Origin of the sequence: Sphingomonas sp. MMS24-J13 (genome assembly GCF_044905095.1) — a bacterium.
GTDB lineage: Bacteria > Pseudomonadota > Alphaproteobacteria > Sphingomonadales > Sphingomonadaceae > Sphingomonas_I.
This window is the reverse complement of sequence record NZ_CP173258.1, coordinates 1,301,292-1,322,059: the sequence shown is the minus strand read 5'-3', so window position 1 is coordinate 1,322,059 and position 20,768 is coordinate 1,301,292. Positions and strand designations below refer to the sequence as shown.

Sequence of the window (20,768 nt, the reverse complement as noted above, 5' to 3'; positions counted from 1 at the left end):
TCTCGATCCGCGTTGGCTGGCTACGGTCAAACGCTCGTCTGACATTCGCGCCTCCGCCAAATGCGAAAGGCCCCACACGATGGCGGGGCACGATGAACTATGGGCGCGTTTCTAAAAACCGCTTTCGCGGTTGTGATGGTGGGGGCTCCCGCCCTGCCTTCTCATCAAGCCGCTCATGCGGCGGTGCCCTACCGAGCTACGCCGCTATTACCTCACCGGAGGCCAATTTCCAAGCGTCGATTGTTACGGGCAGGATACCGCCGAAAAGGACGATCGCGGTGCGCCCGTCGCATTCGGTCACCGTGCCGGTCAGGCCCGACCATGGGCCGGTCCCGTCGACCTTTTGGCCGATCGGGATAGCCGCCTTGGGCCGGGCGCCGCGCTCTCGCCTTGCGCGCTCCGCTCGCTTCAGGGCCGAACGCCTCTGCGCGTCCGCTTCCTCTGCCCGCAGCCGCGCTAATTCGCGCTCAGCGATCAGCGGTACCTTGCCGCCGTGCTGGAAGATCGAGAATTGCGGGTGCGGGCTCATCTCCAGCATGGTGATGCGCCGCAGGTCGTGCACGCGATCGGCAGAGGCGAAGACGAACGACGGCAGGATGGGCGCGTCAACCTCGCGCACCGTCCTGGTCCGCGGCCTCCGGCGCGTCTGGACCTCAGACGGCGTCCAGATCGTGAAGCCGGCGCCAGCAAGCGATTTCGCCAGCGACAGGGTACGGCCCGGCGAGGTGCGAAGGATGCACCAGCGCTGCGGCGGGGTTGTCGGCATTGGTGCGACAGATTGACGCGCCAGCCCGAGTTGGTCGGCAATAGTCGTCATCGCGTCAAAACCCCTTTGATTGTCGACAGGCCACGAACTTTCGCTTTCTTGCGATCTCGCCCTACCCCCCGCCGGGGGCTTGCATTTGGGGAGCGGAGGGGGTAAGCGCGCAAGCGCGCACCCCCCTCCCCCATGCCCCAGCACCCCGCCGCGACCCTGTCGCTGGCGGGTTTTTTATCGCATCTCTGTCGGCCGTTCCCTGCCTGTTCCCGCGCTGGTGCCGAGCTGTCGCCAAAGTGTCGCCAAAGTGTCGCTACCCCTAGCGACACTTGTTCGCCGAAATTGCACTTTTCTGTTTGAAAACAGCGCGTTACACAAGATGAACGACCACTAGCGACACTAGGGCGACACCTAGCGACACTTGGCAACAGGCTGGTGCCGAACGTCGATCCTGAACGGAATTGGCGACAGTTAGCGACAGGTAGCGACAGCATCACCGCGCACCCCGCAACGACCAGATCGGCGCGGCTTCGTCGGGCATGTGCCGATAGTGCCAGCGGTAGCCGCCAGTTACCTTTTTGATGGCCGCGACATCACGCCCGAGATCATCCTTGAACATATCAACCACGCGGTCACCGCGCAGGGCGACCACTAGGCCGGTGAAGCCGTATGGCTGGTCAGGATCGAACCCGAATAGGCTTCCGATCGACCAGCCCAGCCGGATTGCCTCGTGTGCCCACGAGATGGCGAAGCGCTCTGCATCACCCTGGACGATCGGCCACGCGTCGCGTGTCCAGCCGTCCGGCGCGGCCATTTCAGCCAGGCGCGCCAAGCCGCGGCGCCAGTCCATGGGTAGCGATGCGTCGTCCGTGCGTTCCGCTGGCGCCGGCGCCTTGGTGCGGATGAAGGCCTGCGGGTCGAAACTATCCAGCCCGCTCATTGTTCATCGTCCGAATTGACCGTGTACGCATCGCGGTAGTGCTTCGGATCACCGGCCATCTTGCCGCCTTCCGGCATCTTGTGGAGGTGGCGGTGTTCGACCAACATATCGATCGCGCGTGTCAGGACCGGCGCCGGGCGAAGGCTTCGGGGCTGCGCGTTAAGACTGAGGAAGCGCTTGCCGACGACGCGCAGGCCCTTGCTCTTGATCCACGCGATCAAGGTGGACGCATTCTCCGTATCTTCGTCGGCAGTGCCGATCCCGATCACGCGCAGCGCCTCATCAGCATAGAATTTCGCAAGGATGATGCCATTGGCCAGCGCTCGATCACTGATCATTGTGGCGGTGCGGTCCATTATGAAGGTAATGACCGCGGCGATGCGCGCTGCATGCTCGGGGAGTTTTGCGGCGAAGCCGCTAATCTCCTCCAGCTTCCCATCGGGCGCGAGGTCGCTTTCGACCGCATCGACAAACGCGATCCACATAGCGCGGGCTTCGGGAGTGAAGCCGATAACGGTGGGCCGCAGCTCACGCGTTTCGGGGTTCATCGGCATCGGTTCGGACAAGAGCTTGTAGATGCGCGCGCTATACTTATCGAGCTCAAGGTCGGAATTGGCGTCCGGATCACGCCAGAATCGGCCGCCCTTGGTCGATCGCGGCTGGCAGATCAGCAAGCGCGACAGCAGGCCTTGAGATTTAAGGACGGGGTCGCCGAATAGCTTTTTGGCGAAACTGCCTTGGATCATCAGGTGAAGCGACAGGCGCCGGCCGGGCAAGAATGTCGTGATGTCGCCAGCGCGGACACGTTTGATCGGGGAGCCGTCCCACAATTTAGAGAGACCGGCGCCAGTTTGGCCGCGGTTCTCCTCAGACATGGAATGCCCGCCGAGCCATTGGCCGCCTTCGTCGGAAAATAGCCCCAGGCTTGGCGATGCGTCGGCATAGAGCTTCTGCAGTCCCTGCAGCGTGCCCTCGTCGCTCACGATCAGCGGCTGCATCGGCGCCATAGGCTCCGCTCCACACCGCTCTAAATCCTCCGCGATCTGCTGCCTGCTCTTATTGGTGCCGCTCGTCGCCTTCTTGCGCGCGCCTTCATAGGCCGCCTTGTCGATGCTGTAGCGGTGGTGGAGGAGCGCATAATCCTCGCGCATCTCGCTTTCGCGTTGCCTGACCGCGCGCAGCGCCAGCTTGTCGAGCGATGACTTGCGCTCGCCGCTCTCCGCGACCGTGATCATAAATAAGCTGGACGGCACGACCTCGCCGGTCGGTAGCTGGATATCGATATACGGTTGAACCGCCAGCGCCGCCGCCGCCAATACCGAATTGGCGGCGATGCCGGCTGGCGCCTGCGTCTTGTCGATCATCGCCAGCGCCGCCGCCTCAAGCTTCGGCCCAAGTGCCTGGAGAGGATATTCGCCAGCATCGGCTATCCGGGGCGTGATGGGAATCGGCTGACCGGGCGCAGGTTCGCTTTGCTGGTATTCGTCATCGAAACGCCCGCTCATATCCGGATGCCCCTGAGCTGGTCGTTCCAATCCTTGTATGCGGCGGCGGGAAACATGGTCCGAACCGTCATGCCGCGTTCAGCAAGCGCGACCGCCGAAGCGGCGACTGCCGCCCTTCCCGCCTTGTCATTCTGACCGGCGATGCAGATCCTCTTCACGATGTCCGGGAAACGGACCTCGGGCATCATGGCAGTGCCCAGCGCTACCCACACCGGGGCGGCGGACAATTCCTGCGCCAGCGTAAGGCCATCCTCGGGCCCTTCGCATAGGATCACTTCGTCAGCGGCCGGGGCGAGCTTCACGGCTGATCCTCGCGGGCGACCGATGCTGAGTTTCGATCGCTTATCCCAGCGCTTCCCGCCGCCGTCGTCGCGGATGAATATCCGCTGCAGGCCGATGATCTCGTCTCGATCGTCGGTGCAGGCGAAGAGCACCGCAGGCAACGGCCGCTTCCAATGACCAGTCTCAGCGTCGCGGCTTGTCGGCACATGACCGAACCGGACGGTGTCCGGTATCGTCATCGTGATACCGCGGATGTCGCGCAGGTAGGTTTCGCCGGGCGTGCCCTCGACCGAAACGCCAGCCCGCCACATAAGCCGGGCGTCGTCGATCGCCGCCGCGCGGATCAGAGCGTCTTCAGCGCGTTGCCGGGCCCGCTCCTCTTCGGACACGGTCGGGAAAGTGTCGTTGGTCAGCGCTTCATAGGCTTCGCGGAACGTCATCCCATCGAGGGCTGTCAGCGCCTTGAAGTGGTCGCCGCTGGCGCCGCAGCCGTGGCAATAGAAAAGCCCCTTGGCGTCGTTCACCTCGAAGCTAGGCGAGCGCTCATCGTGAAAGGGACAGAGCCCGAAACTCTCGACCGGACCGCGCTTCTTAAGCTTGGTGTGACGCCCGATGACGTCGGAAAGGTTCTTGCAGGACTTGGCCTCATCGACCAAGCGGCGAAATTCTGCGTCGGAGAGCCCCCCTCTCCCGCCGCGTCCGGATGCCCGGCGCGCCCCCGCCATGGCGCTTACTCAGCCTCGGACGGGGCGCCGCCCTCAAGCTGGTCCAGCGCCTTGCTGAGTTTCTCGAATGTGCCAATCTTCATGTCGGCGCCCATGCGGGCCCGGGACACGGTAGATTCCGCGACACCAGCGAGGATGCAGGCCGCCCGAAGGCTACGGCCGATCTTTTTTGCCCGGGCATCTAGGGCCGCCACACCGATTTGCGTCATGCGCTCATCATATAAGCGCGCGCGCTCATGTGCAAGCACGCTCCAATATTGCCCGTTAACGATCTTTTTTCGAGACAGATATTAGCGTGCACGCTATGACGCGCCGCAGCAAAGCGGAGGGCTCTATCATGGCCGATAATACCAAGGATAAGGAACTGATTTCACGGATCGCGGAGGCCACAGGCCTAAGCGCCAGTGCAATTGCCGTGCGCGCGGGAATGGCTGCGTCCACCCTCACGCGCATCATGAGCGACCGGGGCGCCTGGTCTCTCAAGCCGGCCTCGATTGCTGCGCTGCGGGAAGCATTTCCAGAGGTTTTCGAGCGTGAAGATGACGCAATTCGAAGTGCTTATATCGAGGTCGAGGTGTTGCCTTCCTATGCTGGCATGGGCGGCGGTGGCACCGGCGAAGGCGATCGGGTGACGACGTTGGTTCCGCGCCAGTTCATTGAAGAGAAGCTGCGCGCGCGGCCGTCCGACCTGATCATGATCCAGGCGCGCGGCGACAGCATGGCACCCGAGTTTCTCCACGGCGATCAGATACTGATCGACCGCCGCGATACCAGCCCGGCGCAGCCAGGTTCGTTCTGTCTGTGGGATGGTGATGGCTACGTCGTGAAGCTGGTCGAGCGCTGCCCCGGAAAGCGCGGCTGGCTCCGGATATTCTCCCGCAACGAGATCTATACGCCATATGAGGTCGAGGCGGACGAAGTGCGCATCATGGGCCGCCCGGTATGGGTCGGCCGCGAGTTATAAGCGTACGCGCAAAAACAAGCTTGACTGTCTGAGCGTGCACGCTCATTCTCTGCACATCGGGTCGCTCTGAGGCGTTCGCCAAGGCGGCGCCATTGGTCGACCCGTTGTGCAGGTAAGGAAAAGCGCGCTGTCCGCTCCCGGATAAGGGAAACGAGCCTCCGCCGACCGCCTGCTTCACTCTGGCAGGAGGTTGGCTCATGGCCACCGCGATCGTTTCAAGGCCCCCGAGGGTTCCGCCCTCTTCTAACAGCATGGCGGCGCGAGCTGTTTCCGTCCCCGGACAGGACATTATCAGCCCGATAACCGGCGACGAACGCCTCCGCACCTTCGAAAAGATCGAGTTCGGGCTCGGTATCATTCCGATCTATACCAACATCGGCGCCCCCCTGCTCTGCGCAGGGGACGTCGCGGTCTACAGCGCCGATTGGCTCGACCGAAACCCGCTGCGCCGGGGCGTCTACGCGGTTGAATGGCAGCGGCCGGCGAATGCACTCACCCCTGAGATGTTCGCAGATCGCTATGCGAAGTGCGAATATCCCCGGATGCGGATCGATCGCGAGATCATAGCCGTCGCCCCTTGGCCTCGCGATGAGCGCCGCTGGTGCATCCGCCCCCTGCGCAACGTCTACCGGGGCGTGCTGCAGATGTCGGATGGCCCGTACGAACCCGACCACCTCGCCGACAAGCTGCTCGGGCCCATCGTCGGCCTGTACCGCCCCTCCCCGATCGAAGGAGCGAACTGATGGGCGCGATCGATAACATCGTGCCGGCCGACGAGGTGCAGCCGGGCCCGATCGGCAAGATCATCAACGGGCTTGAGCTTTGGGCGCCTGACCTTCGTGATCTGCCGCCGCTCGAACACTTCCTCGCCCTCCTCGACGAAGCCGTCGGCGATCCGGCCAGCTACGCGGAGGTCTGGCTTGATGTCACCTCGACATGCTTCGGCGCCCCGGGCGCGAGCGTTAGCTGGCAGCCGAATGACGCTGATGATGCAGATCCCGAGCTGCATGGCTGCTGGATCGCTTGCGACGACCTATTCGACCAGCGCAAGCTTTGGTCAGACGCGATCCGGGCGCATAAGGGCGACGATCCGGAAAAGCGGACGGCAATAATCAAGCTGCTGCTGAGTCGCGGGGAATACCACGACAATCGCAAAGCGCCGCGCCGCCGCGTCTTCAAGGCCATGCGCGCGTTCCTCGATCACGGCGGCCGGTTGATGATCAACCCGAAAGGCCGATTCGCACTCGGTGGCTGCTGGCCCGCGCATCGCGACGATATCCGCACCGAGGAGCAACTCGACGACGCGCTCGAATCCCTGATCGAGTTGCATACGATGGCACGGCGCTGGAAGGGAATGAAGCTCATCAGCCGCGCGGTGCGTATCCTAGGCAAATCTTACAGCGGCTGGACCGTGCTGGAGGCAAACGACGCCCGGGCGGTGAAGCATGGCTGAGCTACTCAGGCATACCGTCTCGGCGCTCATGTCGGCGTTCGACGCATCCGATGCTCGCGCACGCGAAATGCAAACCTTGCCGGGCATATCGAACGAAGATCTCGACGCGTGGTGCGACGCCGCCGGCAGTATCGGCGACCTCGTCGAAGCCCTGCCGAACACTCCCGCCTTCCTTCAGGTCCGGGCTCGCGCCGTCGGCTCGCTTTGCGACAACACGGCCGATCTCGACAAACTCAGCCTGAGTGAATTGTCCGCGCACGCGGAAGGTCAGGTAGGCCGTCTTGTGCGCCAGATCCTCGCCTGCTGCATGACGATGGGGGCGGATCATGGCTGAGCGCTGCGACACCTGCCGATTTTGGGACCCGTACGCCAGAAATGACGGCAGGATTGTGATCGGCGACTGCCGCCGCCGGGCCCCGGTGATCAACGTAGAGCTTCTGCGGCGAGCCCTCCCTGGCCCGAGCTGCGACCAGTTCGAAGACATTGAGGCGAATATCTACGTCGCCAGCGCGTGGCCGGTCACGGCCGCCGAAAGCTGCTGCGGCGAGTATGAAACCAACAATCCGGAGTGGAACTGATGATTGGATTTTTCGAGCCGCTCCGGGCGCGGACCCTTGCGCTTCGCGTGGAGGATATCACTGAGATCGGCCCGCTTATCGAGCTATCAACGGGCGACAGATACCATATCGTCCGCCTGCGCGCGGGGCAGGTCGAGGCGTATGCCGGCGAGGTGAGCGCGCTGTTTGAGCGGCCGGTTCAGCTGCTGCCAGCCGACCACGCCACCAAACTGCTCTATGTCTCAGCGGACATCGAGGGAGCGTGGGTAACCCCCGCTCCGCTCATCGGCTGGGCACTGTGCCTGGACGGCATCATCCGCCCGGTTACGCCCGCCGGGGTCGACGACGGCCACCTGCACCCGCCCTACGGATGGTTCGTCGAGACGGACGGGCGCATCTACGCCTGCGGCGACACCGGACGCGAGAACGCCTTCGATAGCGAAGACGAACTGAAGGCGGCCGTGTTCAGGTGGTGGCAGAACGACCAGCCGAAGCCGAGCGCCGAAGGCGACAAGGCATGAAGCTCGCCGCCAAAAACAACGCCGTAGAGCTGGCCTGGAACGCCTTTGACGCGGCGTCCCTGCGGCTGAAGGCCATGTACACCGGCGAGGTCGAGGCCACGCGGGAAGAGCGCTTGCAACAGAGCCTGGAACAGGCTCGCGCATGGTATGGCTTCCTTAGCGCCTTCGTCTCTGAAAATCCTGAGGTGGCGGCATGAGGCGCGCGATAGCCATCATCTGTGCCGGCTTGCTGGTCGGCGCCGCTGCCCCGCCGTCGTCCGCCGGGGCCATGATCATAATCGCGTTTATCGGCACATATTGCGCGATCGGCTCGGCGAGAAAGGTTGACCGATGAGCGATCTATTCGCCTACCCCGACGCGCCCGGCGCGCAGGACCGGGACACGTCGCGCGCGGCTGCAGACGATATGGCGCCCGCAGCGCCGATCCTCCGCCAGATGGCGTTAGACGTGCTTGAGCGGTCGAACGGTCTAACGGCCGATCAGGTCGCCGCCCGGCTGGGCAAGTCTATCCTGTCCATCCGCCCGCGCATCACCGAACTGACGCGGCTCGGCAAGGTTCGCGATACCGGCGAGCGCCGGCCGAACGCCAGCGGCAAGAAAGCAATCGTGTGGGCGGCCGTGCAGCCGGCCCGCCTCAACCGGAGTTCGAAATGACCGAGATGCACGACCTAAAGCCGGGCGGGATCGATCGGCGCGAAATTCAGGTGCCGCAAGATGCGGCGATTGAATTGCGGCCTCACACCGCTTCGTTCCGTGGCGACTTCGGGTTTACCGTCCGCGTGCGCCGACAGACTTTCGAGGAGGTTGAGGCAATTGCGGTCCGCATACTGGACATCCTGCCCGAAGAGGTGATCAGGATCGACCAAGGCCGCGGCCGTGTGAAATTGATTGAGATACCTGCGTCTTCCTCCCTGACGCAGGTAGGCCCGGGCGGGGCTTCACCCCCCTCAGTCCCGCCCGGGTCGACGAAGCGGGTTCTGCAGCATGACGGTGTCTATCCCCATGCTGTTGGCCAATCTGCCGCGCGTTAGCGAGTTGCTCGCCGATGCCGGGCACGTCGACCAAGCCCAGCTTGTCTTGGATGCACTGGCGCTGATCGACGGGTCCGGCTGGTGGCAGCCCCTCTACACAGCCCCGCGCGATGGGACATGGGTTCTTATCGCTTCGCTAGCTGCCGACGGCACCGTCTATGTCGCCGCGGCGCGGTGGTTCGTGCCACTGGCAGACGAGCCGATGCCCAAGAAGAAACGCAATCTGGTGGAGGTGTATGGCGGATATTGGAGCCGGACCAAGGGTGGTCGACCGTCCAATTCGCCTGCGCTGGCATGGATGCCCATCCCACGGCCGCCTCGCCTCGCCGATAGCAAGCTACCTTATGAGGGACGCACCCCGATGACCGACGCGACCCCGTTTGACGATTGCTCGGCTGCGATCGAGCGCGCTGCATTCGACCGAGACAAGACCGTCTCGTCTGAGAATTTCGAATCAATTGAGCGCCAGGGCATCATCAAGGGGTTTCAGGCTGGACTTGGGGCAGCGTCGCGCTGGATCGACGACCGCGCCTGCGAGGCGGGGCCCGGCGATATCGGCCAAGCGCTGCATAAGTCCTCGCAGCACGTCCGCCGGCTTGATTTGCCGGAGAACGTGCGTTGACCGGCCGGACCCTCCATTGCTCTTTCTGCGGCAAATCGGAGCACGCAGTCCGCAAGCTCATCGCGGGGCCGGGCGTGTTCATCTGCGACGAGTGCGTGGACCTTTGCAACGATATCGTTACCGCCGAGGCGGTAGCGAAACCCCGCTATCGCGTCCGCGCCGACGGGTGGGCTCGCCCCCTCCCCCGCGCAAGCGCTGGCCGGCCGCGGAGGCGCGATCATGAACCGAGATCCGACATGGGTCGACGTGGCCTTTCTGATGCTGTTCACGTCGGTCTGCACGTTCGTGATCGGCGCCCTTAGCTTCTTGATGATCTCCTCGGAGGTATGCCGGCCATGACCGACCGCCGCACAGACAGCCTACTCCGGATCAAACAGGTCCGCGCGCGCACCGGCTTTTCTACCGCCACGATCTACCGGCGCGAGGCGGCCGGGACGTTCCCGCCGCGCGTCCGCATGGGCCCGCGCATGGTCGGTTGGTATGAAAGCGATATCAACGAGGTGGTCGCCGACCCCGCCGGCTACAAGGCGGCGGTAGGCGCATAGCCTAGCCGCGGTCCTGCCCCTTCAGCAGGGACATCGCGGGCGCCAGCCCCTCACAGAGCATGTCCGCCCATGCGTTCGCGATCTCGCGGCGCCGCTTCGAATGCTTCGCCCGGTTATAGGAATATTCCGACGCGCTGATGCCCTTCGGTGCGTGTGCAAGCATCAGGTCTATCGCTATCCGGTCGCCGTCACGCTCCAGATCTACGGCGCGTTCGTTCATGATCGTACTGAAGGCCGCGCGCCAGCCATGCGGGACGTGCCGGCCCTTGTAGCCGAGCCGCAGATAGACCTTGCTCAGCGCGGCGTCGCTCATCGGCTTTCGCGTCGTGCGCTGGCTTGGGAACAGGTAGCGGGTGCGGCCGGTCAGCGGCCGGACCGCGCGCAGGGCCTCGACCGCCTGCGGCTGTAGCGGCACATCGTGATCAAACGCAGCGTCGCCCTTCTCTTCGACCTCCAGTTTCATCCGCTCCGCCGGGATGCGCCAGACGGCGTTCGGCGCGGGCGAATCGGGGGCGTCCCAGTCGATCCCCTCAAACTCTTCCCAGGTCACCGTTCGCAGCACACCGATTCGCACGGACGTCAGCGCCAGCAAGCGGGAGCATAGCTTGACCAGCGGGCCGGCGGTCGACGCGTCGACCCTCGCCTGTAGCCGGCGCAGCTCGCCTATATCGGTGATGGCCGGTTGCTTCGCGCCCTTCGGCGTCGGGCGCAGCGCCTTGCCGATTTTCTCGCAAGGGTTCTTAGGATCATCGCCGGGCAGATAGTGCTCGCCGATCGCGCGTTCGAATATGTCGGACACATAGCCCTTTACGCGCTTCGCCGTCTCGATCGCGCCGCGCGCCTCGATCTTCCGCAGCACGACAAGGATATCAGGCCCGGTGATCTCAGCGACCGGCCGGTGCCCAAGGTCGGGGAAGATATCGCGCTTCAGCGCGCGCATGACGAGGAGCGCTTGCCCGGGCGACCATCGGGCCTTTTCGGCCTCGTGCCATTCCTCCGCCACTACCTTGAATGTCGCTGTCGCGCTGGCGGCTGCGGCGGCGGCTTCCTTCCGCTGCCGATCGGCTTCCGCGCTCGGGTCCAGCCCTTGCCGCAGCAGATCGCGCGCGGCGTCGCGCCGATCGCGCGCTTCCTTCAGCGTGACCTCCGGGTAAAGGCCGAAGGTCAGGCGCCGCTCGGGCGGGCGCTTGCCAGGCGCTGGCGGTTCGCCGAATTGATATTTCATCCGCCAGGACTTGGCCCCCTTGGTGGTCACCAGCAGGTATAGGCCCTTCTCATCGCCAAGCTTATAATCGGCGGCGGCCGGCTGGGCGTTCTTCACTTCGGTCACGGTCAGAGCCACGATGCCCCCCATTCGGTTTCAGTGCCCCCCAACGTGCCCCCCGATGGTCCGCGCTGCGGCGAAATCGGATGAGAACATATGAGAAGCATCCATCCGTTCCCCCCTTAGCAGAGGGGAACAAATGGTGCCATATGGTGGACATGAAAAGAACGGATGGTGGGCCCGGCAGGACTTGAACCCGCAACCTAGCCGTTATGAGCGGCCAGCTCTAACCAGTTGAGCTACAGGCCCGTTCTGAAAGCCGATAGCGGACCGCCTGCCAGGGTGGCAAGCGCTTCATGGCGTATCGATTACAGCGAACAAGTTGCGCTTCAAAGAAACATAATTATACGATTCCGCAGGGAAACTAGGCGGAAGATGCAATGGCTGGGGCGGTACTGCTGGACGAACTCGATCGTACGATTCTGGGGACATTGCAGGAGGAAGGGCGCATCACCAATGTCGCGCTGGCGCAACGCGTCGGGCTGACCGCCCCGCCCTGCCTGCGGCGGATGCGTGCGCTCGAGGAAGCGGGCGTGATTCGCGGCTATCATGCCGAACTCGACGCTGCGGCGCTTGGCTATGGCATCATGGTGTTCGCGTTGGTCAGCCTGAAGAGCCAGGCCGAAGACGATCTGCGGATGTTCGAAGCGCATGTCGCCGAATTGCCCGAGGTGCGCGAATGCCACATGCTCAACGGCGAGATCGACTTCATCCTGAAGATCGTCGCTCACGATCTCCAGTCGTTCCAATCGTTCCTGACCTCGAAGCTGACCCCGGCGCCCAACGTGGCGAGCGTCAAGACGTCGCTCACGATCCGCACGTCCAAGGTGTCGTGCGGCATCCCGGTCGATCCGGCGTAACTCGTCCGTCTGCCGCCGCCGCCCAGCCCGGAGGCTAAAGAGGACGGCAGCGCGCTCATCTCTCGCGAGACCCCGGCCTCCGCACCAGCCTGACACTCGGCGCGTCGCACAAAAAAGCCGGGCAGATATGCCCGGCTTTCTCGTTCGGCATTGTCCGACGCGGAACGGATCAACCCTGTGTCGGGTGATCCAGATGGGCGAGCCACAGATCGGCGATCGGCTTGCGCGGCCCCGTGACCTGCTGGAAAGCCGCCTTCGCACCCGCAGCATCGCCCGACAGGGCCAGCGCCCAGCCGGTGTGCAGATTGACCGTACCGGCATCCGCACCCTTGGCGAGCGCGACCTTGTAAAGATCGAGCGCCTGCGGATACATGCCGTAGGTGACGTAAGCATCGGCAGTCGTGAGCGCCGCCTTGCTGTCAGCCGCATTGCGCGCGGATTTGTCGGACGCGGCGAGCGATGCCTTGTCGGCCGTCGTCTTGCCATTCACGATGCCGAGCAGGTCGGTGGCTTCGTTCTTGCCGCTCAGATTGACGACGCCCTTGGCGTTTCCTTCCTTGAGAATGGCCGCGGCCTCTCCCGGATAGGCCAGATACACGCCGGCGGCATATTCGCGGTAATCCGAATCGCTCAGAAGTCCGTCAGTTGCGCGCAGAAGGCGGAACATATCGACCTTCTGGTCTGTCGGCATCTTGTACAGAATGATCTCATTGATCCCGACAGCCCGCCAATTTTGCTTGGTCGGGTAGGACGCGACAAGCTTGCGCATCACGTCAGCCGCCTGCACGCGAACCGCCTCGACGTTGGCGCCCGCATTGGGATGGAAAGCCGTTTCCATGCCGCGCTGGAACCATTCGAGGGGGGCTGGCTGGCCAGCCGCATTGCTCTTGTCGATATAGGCGTTGAGAGCTGTCAGCGCCTCGAGCGTCTTGCCCTGATTCTGAAGCGATTCGATCAGGATCGGCACCAGGCTCGGCTCGGTCGAGCCGCCCTTCAACGCCTCGGTCGCCGAATTGGCGGCCTTCCCATAATCCTTCGCCTTATAGGCGAAAGACGCCTGGATCGACTGAAGCTGCGCGAGGGTCTGGCCGGTGGCAGAACCGCTCGAAATCATCAGTTCGACGGCATCGCCCAGCGTCGCCTCGTCCTTCGTCTTCTGGTAGAGTTGATACTCCATGCTTCCGGTCATGTATTTGTCGTCGGCGGTCTGAAGACCGGCCGCCTTGGCCTCGGCGATCTTCGCCGTTGCGGTAGCCGTGTCGCCTGCCTTCAGGGCTTCCTGCGTCGCGATCAGCGCCTTCTGCACCGCCGGCGTAAATTTCTGGGCAGGCGCCTTCTCTTCCTTCTTGGCTGCGAAGGCAGGCGTGGCGGCAACCGTGCCGCCCAGCGCGAGGGCAAGCGCCAGCGTGGAAACGATCCTCATTACGAATTCTCTCCTTTCGGCCGACCGGCGTGCGGCACATCAGTTCGTATGCCTAATAGCGAGACACCATCGGGGCAAGCCACAGACCTGGCCTTAGCGCGCTGAACCAGGGCTGTATTTGTCCCGGAAGGCGAGTTTCGTTGCGCCTGCGGTCATGACATGCGATCGTTTCCCATCACCATCAACCGGAATCGCGTTCATGATCCGCCGCATCTTCCTCGATCATCCCGCCAGCGTTGACGAGACCTATCGTGAGCACATGCGCGTGGCGGCGGGCTTCGGCACGGCGATGCTGCTGGGCGCGATCGCCTGCTTCACCCACGCTCTGGTCCCTGCTTTGTTCAAGCGGACCGGCAGCACGACGGTGAAGCGGCTACACGCGAAGCTCACCCGCGATCCGCAGCGCGACGGCAAACGGCCCGACTACGAAATCTGAGCTCGGACCGTGCCAGCCTCGCACGCATACGCGTGTACGCGCGCGGGGGTGGTGTTTGGTGCCCAGTATGATTAGGTAAGCCCGACGCGGCCTGCGCTGCCGCCTCCCATCCACTAGCAATCGGAAATTCAGTCTTGGCCACCCTTCCGCCGCCGACCGAAGGCAGCGATATCTCCCCGATCAACATCGTCGACGAGATGAAGTCGAGCTATCTCGACTATGCGATGTCAGTCATCGTCTCGCGCGCTTTGCCCGACGTCCGCGATGGCCTGAAGCCGGTTCACCGCCGTATCCTCTATGCCAGCCAGGAGGGCGGTTTCGTCCCCGGCCGCCCCTATCGCAAGTGCGCCAAGATCGTCGGCGATGTGATGGGCAACTACCACCCGCACGGCGATTCCGCGATCTACATGGCGCTGGCGCGCATGGCGCAGGACTGGTCGATGCGGCTGCCGCTGATCGACGGCCAGGGCAATTTCGGGTCGATGGACCCGGACATGCCGGCCTCGATGCGATACACCGAAGCGCGTCTCGCCAAGTCGGCGATGATGCTGCTGGAGGATATCGACAAGGACACGGTCGATTTCGGCCCGAACTATGACGGTTCGCGCGACGAGCCTTTGGTCCTCCCGGCCCGCTATCCCAATCTGCTCGTCAACGGCGCCGGCGGCATTGCTGTCGGCATGGCGACCAACATTCCGCCGCATAACCTTGGCGAGGTCATTGCTGCCTGCAAGGCCTATATCGAGAAGGAGGTTCGCGGCGGCGAGCTCATCACCAATGACGAGCTGATGGAGATCGTCCCCGGGCCGGACTTCCCGACCGGCGGCCTGATCCTGGGCAAGGGCGGCGCGCGCAACGCGTACCACACCGGGCGCGGATCGATCATCATGCGCTCCCGCCACGAAGTCGAGGAGGGACGCGGCGATCGGCGATCGATCGTGCTGACCGAAATCCCCTACCAGGTCGGCAAGGCGGGGCTGGTCGAGGGCATCGCCGAGGCCGCCAAGGACAAGCGTATTGAAGGCGTCAGCGATATCCGCGACGAATCGAACCGCTTCGGCGTGCGCATCGTCATCGACCTCAAGCGCGACGCGACCCCCGAAGTGGTGTTGAACCAGCTGTGGCGCCACACCAGCGCGCAGACCAGCTTCCCCGCCAACATGCTCGCGCTGCGCGGCGGGCGACCGGAAATCCTGTCGCTGCGCGACATCATCGAGGCATTCGTCCGCTTCCGCGAAGAGGTCATCACCCGCCGGTCGAAATATGAGCTGCTCAAGGCTCGCGAACGCGCCCATGTGTTGCTGGGCCTGGTCGTCGCCGTCACCAATCTCGACGAAGTGGTCAAGATCATCCGCGGGTCGGCCTCGCCGGTCGAGGCGCGTGCCGCATTGGCGGCGCGCGACTGGCCGATCGCCGAAATCGCGCAGTACATCCGTCTAGTCGAAGCGGTCGAGGCCGAGATCGAGGGCGACACTTATCGCCTGTCCGATATCCAGGTCCGCGCGATCCTCGATCTGCGCCTCCACCGCCTGACCGGGCTTGGCCGCGACGAGATTGGCGGCGAGCTCGAACAGCTTGCCGGCTCGATCGGCGAATTGCTCGAAATTCTGGGTAATCGCGTGCGGCTCTACGAGGTGCTCGAAGGCGAGCTGGACGCGGTCAACGCAGCCTTCGCCACGCCACGCAGGAGCACGATCTCACCGGCCGGCGACGATATCGAGGACGAGGACCTGATCGAGCGCGAGGACATGGTCGTGACCGTGACCCTTGGCGGCTACATCAAGCGCACCCCGCTCAGCACGTTCCGCACCCAGGCGCGCGGCGGCAAGGGCCGCGCCGGCATGGCGACGAAGGACGAGGATGCGGTCACCAAGCTCTTCGTCACCTCGACCCACACGCCGGTCCTGTTCTTCTCGACCGCCGGCAAGGTCTATCGCCTGAAGGTCTATCGCCTGCCCGAGGGCGCGCCGCAGACCAAGGGGCGTTCGATGAACAACCTGCTGCCGCTGGCGCCGGGCGAGACGATCTCGACCGTGCTGGCACTGCCCGAGGACGAGGCGGAGTGGAGCAAGCTCCACATCATGTTCGCCACCGCCAAGGGGCTGGTGCGCCGCAACAGCATGGATGCGTTCGCGAATATCCGGGCATCGGGCAAGCTCGCCATGCGCTTCGGCACCGACGACGAGAGCGAGGATTCGTCCGACCAGCTGATCGGCGTGTCGTTGCTGACGGAGGATGACGACGTGCTGCTGGCAACCCGGAAGGGCAAGGCGATCCGCTTCCGTGCGACCGACGTGCGCGAATTCCAGAGCCGGACTTCGGCCGGCGTGCGCGGCGCGCGGCTGCTGAACGGCGATGAGGTCATCTCGCTCTCGATACTGAAGGGCACGCCCTGGGATCAGGATACGGAAAAGCGCGAAGCCTATCTGCGCGCCGCACCATGGAAGGAAGGCGATCGGGAAACGACCCTCGACCCCGAGACCATGGCAGCGATGGAGGCGGCGGAGGAGTTCATTCTCACCGTCTGCGCCAACGGCTACGGCAAGCGCTCATCGGCCTACGAATATCGCCGTATCGGGCGCGGTGGCCAGGGCATCACCAACATCGACAATCTCGCGCGCAACGGGCCAGTCGTCGCGAGCTTCCCGGCGCATAAGGGCGAGCAGCTTATGCTCGTCACCGATCAGGCCAAGCTGATCCGCATGTCCGTCGGCGACACGCGCGTCATCGGCCGCGGGGCGGCGGGCGTTCGCCTGTTCAACGTGGCCGATGACGAGCATGTCGTGTCCGCCGCGCGGATCGAGGAAAGCGAAGACGAGGCCGAGGCCGATCTGCGCAGCGACGCCGAAGTGACGTCGCCCGAGATCGATCCGCAGGTCGAGGGCGACACGGGCGAAGATCTGTCCGACGGCGGTGAGAATGCCTGATCTCATCGCCTACAAGATCCTGACCGCCGACCAGCTTGGGATGCTGGAGGCGGACGGGCGTTTCGATGGCGCGCCGATCGACCTGGCGGATGGCTATATCCATCTCTCGACCGCGGCGCAGGCCGTCGAGACGATCGACAAGCATTTCGCCGGCCAGAGCGATCTGCAGATCGTCGCGGTGGACCTCGAAGCGTTGGGCGATGCGGTGCGGTGGGAGCCGTCACGCGGCGGCCAGCTGTTCCCGCATATCTATGACCAGCCGATCACGCTCGACGTGGTGATTGCCTACAGTCCGGTTGCGTACGAGCCGGACGGGTCGTTGCGGTTGCCGGTGGCCGCCTGAGACCGATATTCGTCATGCCAGCTTTCGCTGGCATGACGATGGTCAGCTAACCCGCACTTCCCGTGTGCCCCGGCTCGCGCACCTGCGGCGCTCGCGAAATGCGCACCCATTCCAGCAGCGTAAAGCCAATCCCGAGAATGCCGATCAGCGCTGCGAACCGGAACATGGTCGCATAGCCATAGCTCTCGAGGCCCTCTCCGAACGCCGCGCGCCCGAGCGATCCGATCAGCAGTGTCAGCGACGACAGCAACGCATATTGCACCGCGCTATGCTGCTTCGATGTGATCGATGACAGGTAAGCGACGAACGCCCCGCCCGCCAAACCGCTGCAGATATTCTCGCCGCAGATCGCGAGCAGCAGTCGGTTCATCCGCACATCGAAGCCCATCGCTGCGGTCAGCCGATCGATGCCGAACATATGCGAAAACGCGTCGATATACGGCGCGCCTGCCGCCAGATCGGCGAACAGCAGATTGCCGACCGCGGTGATCACCGCGCCGATCAGCAGGGTCGGCATCCGGCCGATCGTGGCGAAGAGGAAGCCGCCGAGAGCGATGCCGATCATGATCATGACGATACCGAAGATCTTGGACGCGAACGCGACCTCGTCATTCGTGTAGTGCATGTAATCGAGATAGAAGGGGTAAGCGAAGGGCCCCCAGATCGACTCGCACAGCCGGTAAGTCAGGATCAGGCCGAGGACGATGATCGAGCCCCAGCCCAGCCGCCCGGTCAGTTCTCCCAGCGGCAGCACGAGTGCCCGATAGAGCCGGTCGGCCACGCGTGGGCCGTTCGGAGCTGCATCGATCGCCTGCCCGTTGAGCCAGGCCGCCACGACTGCCGGCACGACGATCGTCGCCACCACGATCCACGGCCCGTAATATTTGGTGAAGTCGCCTGCCGACATCGGCTTCACGCCCGGCGCGTGGGTGCCGAGCACGGTCACCATATACCAGCCGAGCGTGGCGATCGCCCCTGCCCAGCCAATCCCGACGATCAAGAGGCCGATCAATCGCGCGCGCGGCGACGGCACCGCGAAGCCGGCCAAGGGCGCCCTGCCCTCCTCTGGCGCCGGCGTATCGGGCGCCAGCAGCGTCGCCAGCACCGTCATGCCCATCAGGCACCCCATCACGGCATAGACCGCCTGCCAGCCGATCCGCGCCGCCAGCATCAGCGAAAAGGCCCCGCCGATCAGCGACGAAATCCGGAAACCGAGCTGGTAGATGGAGGACAGAATCTCCACCGTCGCGACCTCATCGGCGATATCGACCCGCCATGCGTCGATCGCGGTGTCCTGCGTCGCCGAGAAAAACGCGGCGATCACGGCCAGCCCGGCAACGGCGCCGATGGCGACCGCTGGATCGGTCGTTGCCAGCGCGACAAAGCAAGCGGTCAGGACGAACTGGCACAACAGGATCCAGCTCCGGCGTCGACCGAACCGCGCCAAAGCCGGCGGGCGCCACTGATCGACGAGAGGCGACCACAGGAACTTGAAGCCGTAAGCGAGCCCGATCCACGATAGCACGCCGATGGTCGCCAGGCTGACCTTGGATGCACCAAGCCAGGCGTTCAGCGTGCCGATCAGCAAGGTGTAAGGCAGGCCGGAAGAGAAGCCGAAGGCGAGCATCAAGGCCGTCTTGCGGTTGCCTAACGCACGTCTGAACAACCGCACTCCGCCAAGCTTCTCCGCCAACGCACTTCCCTCCGCCATTCGTGAAGCGGGTTTAGCGCGGTTTGGAGCGGTGTCTAACCCGCCCGCCCGTCAGTAACCGAAAAGGGTGAAGCTGCGCGGCATGCGCTTGGGCTTGCGCCCGCAAAGTTTCGCTTCGACCGCGTCGATCGCGGCCAGCAGATCGCGCTGCGAATAAGGCTTGGCGAGGCAACCGACCGCCAATGTCTGCGCATCCGCCGGGCAGGCCGCGGTCACGAAGATCAAGGGCACATCATGTTCGAGCGCCTTGCTGGCAACATCGCGTCCGTTGCCGCCATCCGAAAGATTGACGTCGGCGAGCACCAGATCGGCCCCGCGCGCTATCGCCTTCACCGCCGCAGCGACGGTGTCGACCGTGGCGACGATGTCATAGCCCGCATCACGCAGGAAATGCTCATTGTCGAACGCCACAAGCGGCTCGTCCTCGACGATGAGGATCCGCCTGATCACACGCTGACGCCGCCCGAACACCATCACCACCCCTCGCTCCGCAGACAGCCACGCTTGACGATCCGCCGCTTTGCCCCGACCACGTGACGCTTGTTGACCGGAGAGCACGCGTGGCCAGGCGAATTACCCTCTACATCCTCCTTGCGATGATCCTTGGTATCATCGTCGGCTTCGTCATCAACCGAACAATCTCCGATCCAACCGTTATCGTAACGATCACCGATGGCTTTTCGATCCTGACCGGGCTGTTTCTCAAGCTCATAAAAATGATCATCGCGCCACTGGTGTTCGCCACGTTGGTCGGCGGAATCGCGCATATGAGCGATCGATCGGCCTTGGGGCGGCTGGGCGTACGCGCCATCGGCTGGTTCCTCCTGGCGAGCGTGACATCGCTGACGCTCGGTCTGATCTTCGTGAACCTGTTACAGCCCGGTGTCGGCGTCGGGCTCTCGTTGCCCGACAGCCATGCGGCGAGCGGCGTCGCGCACGCCAAATTCGTGCTCAAGGATTTCATCCTCGATCTGGTACCGTCGTCGATCATCGACGCGATGGCGAAGAATGCGATCCTCCAGATCGTGATCTTCTCGGTCTTCGCCGGCATCGCCGCGAGCGCCATGGGCGAAAAGGCCGCGCCCCTCATCAAGGGGGTCGACGCGCTCGCCCAGCTCATGCTCCAGATCACCGATTATGTGATGCGCGCCGCGCCGTTCGCCGTGTTCGCCGCCGTCGCAAGCGCGGTCGCCAAAGAGGGGCTCGGGATCCTGCTCACCTTCGGCTATTTCATGGGCGGCTTCTATCTCGCGCTCGTCGCGCTCTGGAGCCTATTGTTCGGCGCCACGGCCCTCGCGATCGGGCCGAGACGCGCCAAAAGCCTGTTCCTCCACATCCGCGAACCTTTCCTGATCGGCTTCTCGACCGCTTCGTCCGAGGCCGCCTTCCCGCGCACCTTGGAAGCACTGGAGAAATTCGGGGTGCCGCCGCAGATTGCCGGCTTCGTGCTGCCGCTCGGCTATTCGTTCAACCTCGACGGCTCGATGATGTATTGCAGCTTCGCGACGATGTTCATCGCGCAGGCTTATGGCATCCATCTGAGCTTCGCCCAGCAAGGGATGATGCTGTTACTGCTGATGGTGACGTCGAAAGGCATTGCCAGCGTGCCGCGCGCCAGCCTGGTCGTGATCTCGTCGACCTTGGGCTTCTTCCACATCCCGGAATCCGGCCTGCTGCTGATCCTCGCCGTCGATCAGTTCCTCGATATGGGACGGACCGGGACGAACGTGGTCGGCAATGCCGTTGCTGCCACCCTGGTGGCGAAATGGGAAGGTACGCTCGGCGAAACGAAGAAGGACGGCGAGCCGAGCGCGGAAAGTGTCATTGCCGTCTGAGCGTGCG

25 protein-coding genes, 1 tRNA gene and 1 pseudogene are annotated in these 20,768 nt (G+C 64.0%); 17 read left to right on the top strand and 10 right to left on the bottom strand.

The window, feature by feature from the left end; genetic code table 11:
- Positions 1-196: 196 nt before the first annotated feature.
- The 5 genes from AB4Z44_RS06130 to AB4Z44_RS06110 form a co-directional block, all read right to left on the bottom strand.
- Positions 197-817, bottom strand: a complete 621-nt coding sequence (locus tag AB4Z44_RS06130; RefSeq protein ID WP_404713177.1) for a hypothetical protein — start codon at positions 815-817, stop codon at positions 197-199.
- Between the two features lie 433 nt (positions 818-1,250).
- Positions 1,251-1,697, bottom strand: a complete 447-nt coding sequence (locus AB4Z44_RS06125) for a hypothetical protein (RefSeq protein ID WP_404713176.1) — start codon at positions 1,695-1,697, stop codon at positions 1,251-1,253.
- A complete protein-coding gene (locus tag AB4Z44_RS06120) occupies positions 1,694-3,202 on the bottom strand; it encodes a YfjI family protein (RefSeq protein WP_404713175.1) in 1,509 nt (502 codons plus the stop codon). The genes AB4Z44_RS06125 and AB4Z44_RS06120 overlap by 4 nt, the downstream gene beginning before the upstream one ends.
- Positions 3,199-4,140 (bottom strand): CHC2 zinc finger domain-containing protein, encoded by a 942-nt coding sequence (locus AB4Z44_RS06115; protein WP_404713174.1) that lies wholly within the window; start codon positions 4,138-4,140, stop codon positions 3,199-3,201. Before AB4Z44_RS06115 ends, AB4Z44_RS06120 begins: the two co-directional genes overlap by 4 nt.
- A gap of 74 nt (positions 4,141-4,214) precedes the next feature.
- Complete coding sequence (locus tag AB4Z44_RS06110; protein ID WP_404713173.1) at positions 4,215-4,418, bottom strand: hypothetical protein; 204 nt, start codon at positions 4,416-4,418, stop codon at positions 4,215-4,217.
- Positions 4,419-4,546: 128 nt separating this feature from the next.
- Here AB4Z44_RS06110 and AB4Z44_RS06105 point away from each other — a divergent pair, with 128 nt between their 5' ends.
- From AB4Z44_RS06105 to AB4Z44_RS06050, 12 genes and pseudogenes are all read left to right on the top strand, one after another.
- Positions 4,547-5,173: a helix-turn-helix transcriptional regulator gene (locus AB4Z44_RS06105; RefSeq protein ID WP_404713172.1), complete on the top strand. Its 627-nt coding sequence runs from the start codon at positions 4,547-4,549 to the stop codon at positions 5,171-5,173.
- A gap of 197 nt (positions 5,174-5,370) precedes the next feature.
- Positions 5,371-5,916: a hypothetical protein gene (locus tag AB4Z44_RS06100; RefSeq protein ID WP_404713171.1), complete on the top strand. Its 546-nt coding sequence runs from the start codon at positions 5,371-5,373 to the stop codon at positions 5,914-5,916.
- Positions 5,916-6,626: a hypothetical protein gene (locus tag AB4Z44_RS06095; protein WP_404713170.1), complete on the top strand. Its 711-nt coding sequence runs from the start codon at positions 5,916-5,918 to the stop codon at positions 6,624-6,626. Before AB4Z44_RS06100 ends, AB4Z44_RS06095 begins: the two co-directional genes overlap by 1 nt.
- Entirely contained in the window at positions 6,619-6,960 is a 342-nt protein-coding gene (locus AB4Z44_RS06090) for a hypothetical protein (RefSeq protein WP_404713169.1), read from the top strand. The genes AB4Z44_RS06095 and AB4Z44_RS06090 overlap by 8 nt, the downstream gene beginning before the upstream one ends.
- Positions 6,953-7,204, top strand: coding sequence for a hypothetical protein (locus AB4Z44_RS06085; protein WP_404713168.1), 252 nt, complete (start codon positions 6,953-6,955; stop codon positions 7,202-7,204). The genes AB4Z44_RS06090 and AB4Z44_RS06085 overlap by 8 nt, the downstream gene beginning before the upstream one ends.
- A complete protein-coding gene (locus AB4Z44_RS06080; protein WP_404713167.1) occupies positions 7,204-7,704 on the top strand; it encodes a hypothetical protein in 501 nt (166 codons plus the stop codon). The genes AB4Z44_RS06085 and AB4Z44_RS06080 overlap by 1 nt, the downstream gene beginning before the upstream one ends.
- A complete protein-coding gene (locus AB4Z44_RS06075) occupies positions 7,701-7,901 on the top strand; it encodes a hypothetical protein (RefSeq protein WP_404713166.1) in 201 nt (66 codons plus the stop codon). The genes AB4Z44_RS06080 and AB4Z44_RS06075 overlap by 4 nt, the downstream gene beginning before the upstream one ends.
- A 133-nt stretch (positions 7,902-8,034) precedes the next feature.
- Entirely contained in the window at positions 8,035-8,358 is a 324-nt protein-coding gene (locus AB4Z44_RS06070) for a hypothetical protein (RefSeq protein ID WP_404713165.1), read from the top strand.
- On the top strand, positions 8,355-8,735 hold the full coding sequence (locus AB4Z44_RS06065) for a hypothetical protein (RefSeq protein WP_404713164.1): 381 nt from the start codon (positions 8,355-8,357) through the stop codon (positions 8,733-8,735). The genes AB4Z44_RS06070 and AB4Z44_RS06065 overlap by 4 nt, the downstream gene beginning before the upstream one ends.
- Positions 8,689-9,357: a hypothetical protein gene (locus AB4Z44_RS06060; RefSeq protein ID WP_404713163.1), complete on the top strand. Its 669-nt coding sequence runs from the start codon at positions 8,689-8,691 to the stop codon at positions 9,355-9,357. The genes AB4Z44_RS06065 and AB4Z44_RS06060 overlap by 47 nt, the downstream gene beginning before the upstream one ends.
- A pseudogene (locus AB4Z44_RS06055) lies at positions 9,354-9,542 on the top strand (ClpX C4-type zinc finger protein); the annotation flags it as partial. The gene AB4Z44_RS06060 and the pseudogene AB4Z44_RS06055, both read left to right, overlap by 4 nt.
- Before the next feature lie 150 nt (positions 9,543-9,692).
- Positions 9,693-9,902, top strand: coding sequence for a helix-turn-helix transcriptional regulator (locus AB4Z44_RS06050; protein ID WP_404713162.1), 210 nt, complete (start codon positions 9,693-9,695; stop codon positions 9,900-9,902).
- Between the two features lies 1 nt (position 9,903).
- On the opposite strand, the gene AB4Z44_RS06045 is transcribed toward AB4Z44_RS06050, so the two are convergent.
- Positions 9,904-11,244, bottom strand: a complete 1,341-nt coding sequence (locus AB4Z44_RS06045; protein WP_404713161.1) for a tyrosine-type recombinase/integrase — start codon at positions 11,242-11,244, stop codon at positions 9,904-9,906.
- Between the two features lie 154 nt (positions 11,245-11,398).
- Positions 11,399-11,475, bottom strand: a tRNA-Ile gene (locus AB4Z44_RS06040).
- Between the two features lie 131 nt (positions 11,476-11,606).
- Here AB4Z44_RS06040 and AB4Z44_RS06035 point away from each other — a divergent pair.
- A complete protein-coding gene (locus AB4Z44_RS06035) occupies positions 11,607-12,086 on the top strand; it encodes an Lrp/AsnC family transcriptional regulator (protein WP_404713160.1) in 480 nt (159 codons plus the stop codon).
- Between the two features lie 169 nt (positions 12,087-12,255).
- On the opposite strand, the gene AB4Z44_RS06030 is transcribed toward AB4Z44_RS06035, so the two are convergent.
- Positions 12,256-13,509 carry a hypothetical protein gene (locus AB4Z44_RS06030; RefSeq protein WP_404713159.1) on the bottom strand — a complete coding sequence of 418 codons (1,254 nt, stop codon included), beginning with the start codon at positions 13,507-13,509 and terminating at the stop codon, positions 12,256-12,258.
- Between the two features lie 199 nt (positions 13,510-13,708).
- Between AB4Z44_RS06030 and AB4Z44_RS06025 the strand changes: the two genes are divergently transcribed.
- The 3 genes from AB4Z44_RS06025 (at position 13,709) to AB4Z44_RS06015 (ending at position 17,215) form a co-directional block, all read left to right on the top strand.
- On the top strand, positions 13,709-13,945 hold the full coding sequence (locus tag AB4Z44_RS06025) for a DUF6356 family protein (RefSeq protein ID WP_404713158.1): 237 nt from the start codon (positions 13,709-13,711) through the stop codon (positions 13,943-13,945).
- A 134-nt stretch (positions 13,946-14,079) separates the two neighbouring features.
- Positions 14,080-16,872 (top strand): DNA gyrase subunit A, encoded by a 2,793-nt coding sequence (gene gyrA, locus AB4Z44_RS06020; RefSeq protein WP_404713157.1) that lies wholly within the window; start codon positions 14,080-14,082, stop codon positions 16,870-16,872.
- Positions 16,865-17,215: a DUF952 domain-containing protein gene (locus AB4Z44_RS06015; RefSeq protein WP_404713156.1), complete on the top strand. Its 351-nt coding sequence runs from the start codon at positions 16,865-16,867 to the stop codon at positions 17,213-17,215. Before gyrA ends, AB4Z44_RS06015 begins: the two co-directional genes overlap by 8 nt.
- Before the next feature lie 46 nt (positions 17,216-17,261).
- On the opposite strand, the gene AB4Z44_RS06010 is transcribed toward AB4Z44_RS06015, so the two are convergent.
- Positions 17,262-18,908, bottom strand: a complete 1,647-nt coding sequence (locus AB4Z44_RS06010; protein WP_404713155.1) for an AmpG family muropeptide MFS transporter — start codon at positions 18,906-18,908, stop codon at positions 17,262-17,264.
- Positions 18,909-18,977: 69 nt separating this feature from the next.
- Entirely contained in the window at positions 18,978-19,400 is a 423-nt protein-coding gene (locus AB4Z44_RS06005; protein ID WP_404714362.1) for a response regulator, read from the bottom strand.
- A gap of 86 nt (positions 19,401-19,486) precedes the next feature.
- On the opposite strand from AB4Z44_RS06005, the gene AB4Z44_RS06000 reads away from it, so the two are divergent.
- Complete coding sequence (locus AB4Z44_RS06000; RefSeq protein ID WP_404713154.1) at positions 19,487-20,761, top strand: dicarboxylate/amino acid:cation symporter; 1,275 nt, start codon at positions 19,487-19,489, stop codon at positions 20,759-20,761.
- The last annotated feature ends 7 nt before the right edge of the window (positions 20,762-20,768 follow it).

What these genes read in the sequence shown, in the direction of transcription:
- AB4Z44_RS06090 (WP_404713169.1), top strand. Translation starts at nt 6,619, where the DNA reads ATGGCTGAGCTACTCAGGCATACCGTCTCGGCGCTCATGTCGGCGTTC.
- AB4Z44_RS06005 (WP_404714362.1), bottom strand. Translation starts at nt 19,400, where the DNA reads ATGGTGTTCGGGCGGCGTCAGCGTGTGATCAGGCGGATCCTCATCGTC.
- AB4Z44_RS06070 (WP_404713165.1), top strand. Translation starts at nt 8,035, where the DNA reads ATGAGCGATCTATTCGCCTACCCCGACGCGCCCGGCGCGCAGGACCGG.
- AB4Z44_RS06080 (WP_404713167.1), top strand. Translation starts at nt 7,204, where the DNA reads ATGATTGGATTTTTCGAGCCGCTCCGGGCGCGGACCCTTGCGCTTCGC.
- AB4Z44_RS06050 (WP_404713162.1), top strand. Translation starts at nt 9,693, where the DNA reads ATGACCGACCGCCGCACAGACAGCCTACTCCGGATCAAACAGGTCCGC.
- AB4Z44_RS06075 (WP_404713166.1), top strand. Translation starts at nt 7,701, where the DNA reads ATGAAGCTCGCCGCCAAAAACAACGCCGTAGAGCTGGCCTGGAACGCC.
- AB4Z44_RS06065 (WP_404713164.1), top strand. Translation starts at nt 8,355, where the DNA reads ATGACCGAGATGCACGACCTAAAGCCGGGCGGGATCGATCGGCGCGAA.
- AB4Z44_RS06120 (WP_404713175.1), bottom strand. Translation starts at nt 3,202, where the DNA reads ATGAGCGGGCGTTTCGATGACGAATACCAGCAAAGCGAACCTGCGCCC.
- AB4Z44_RS06085 (WP_404713168.1), top strand. Translation starts at nt 6,953, where the DNA reads ATGGCTGAGCGCTGCGACACCTGCCGATTTTGGGACCCGTACGCCAGA.
- AB4Z44_RS06030 (WP_404713159.1), bottom strand. Translation starts at nt 13,509, where the DNA reads ATGAGGATCGTTTCCACGCTGGCGCTTGCCCTCGCGCTGGGCGGCACG.
- AB4Z44_RS06110 (WP_404713173.1), bottom strand. Translation starts at nt 4,418, where the DNA reads ATGACGCAAATCGGTGTGGCGGCCCTAGATGCCCGGGCAAAAAAGATC.
- AB4Z44_RS06095 (WP_404713170.1), top strand. Translation starts at nt 5,916, where the DNA reads ATGGGCGCGATCGATAACATCGTGCCGGCCGACGAGGTGCAGCCGGGC.
- AB4Z44_RS06105 (WP_404713172.1), top strand. Translation starts at nt 4,547, where the DNA reads ATGGCCGATAATACCAAGGATAAGGAACTGATTTCACGGATCGCGGAG.
- AB4Z44_RS06035 (WP_404713160.1), top strand. Translation starts at nt 11,607, where the DNA reads ATGGCTGGGGCGGTACTGCTGGACGAACTCGATCGTACGATTCTGGGG.
- AB4Z44_RS06125 (WP_404713176.1), bottom strand. Translation starts at nt 1,697, where the DNA reads ATGAGCGGGCTGGATAGTTTCGACCCGCAGGCCTTCATCCGCACCAAG.
- AB4Z44_RS06060 (WP_404713163.1), top strand. Translation starts at nt 8,689, where the DNA reads ATGACGGTGTCTATCCCCATGCTGTTGGCCAATCTGCCGCGCGTTAGC.
- AB4Z44_RS06015 (WP_404713156.1), top strand. Translation starts at nt 16,865, where the DNA reads ATGCCTGATCTCATCGCCTACAAGATCCTGACCGCCGACCAGCTTGGG.
- AB4Z44_RS06100 (WP_404713171.1), top strand. Translation starts at nt 5,371, where the DNA reads ATGGCCACCGCGATCGTTTCAAGGCCCCCGAGGGTTCCGCCCTCTTCT.
- AB4Z44_RS06130 (WP_404713177.1), bottom strand. Translation starts at nt 817, where the DNA reads ATGACGACTATTGCCGACCAACTCGGGCTGGCGCGTCAATCTGTCGCA.
- AB4Z44_RS06025 (WP_404713158.1), top strand. Translation starts at nt 13,709, where the DNA reads ATGATCCGCCGCATCTTCCTCGATCATCCCGCCAGCGTTGACGAGACC.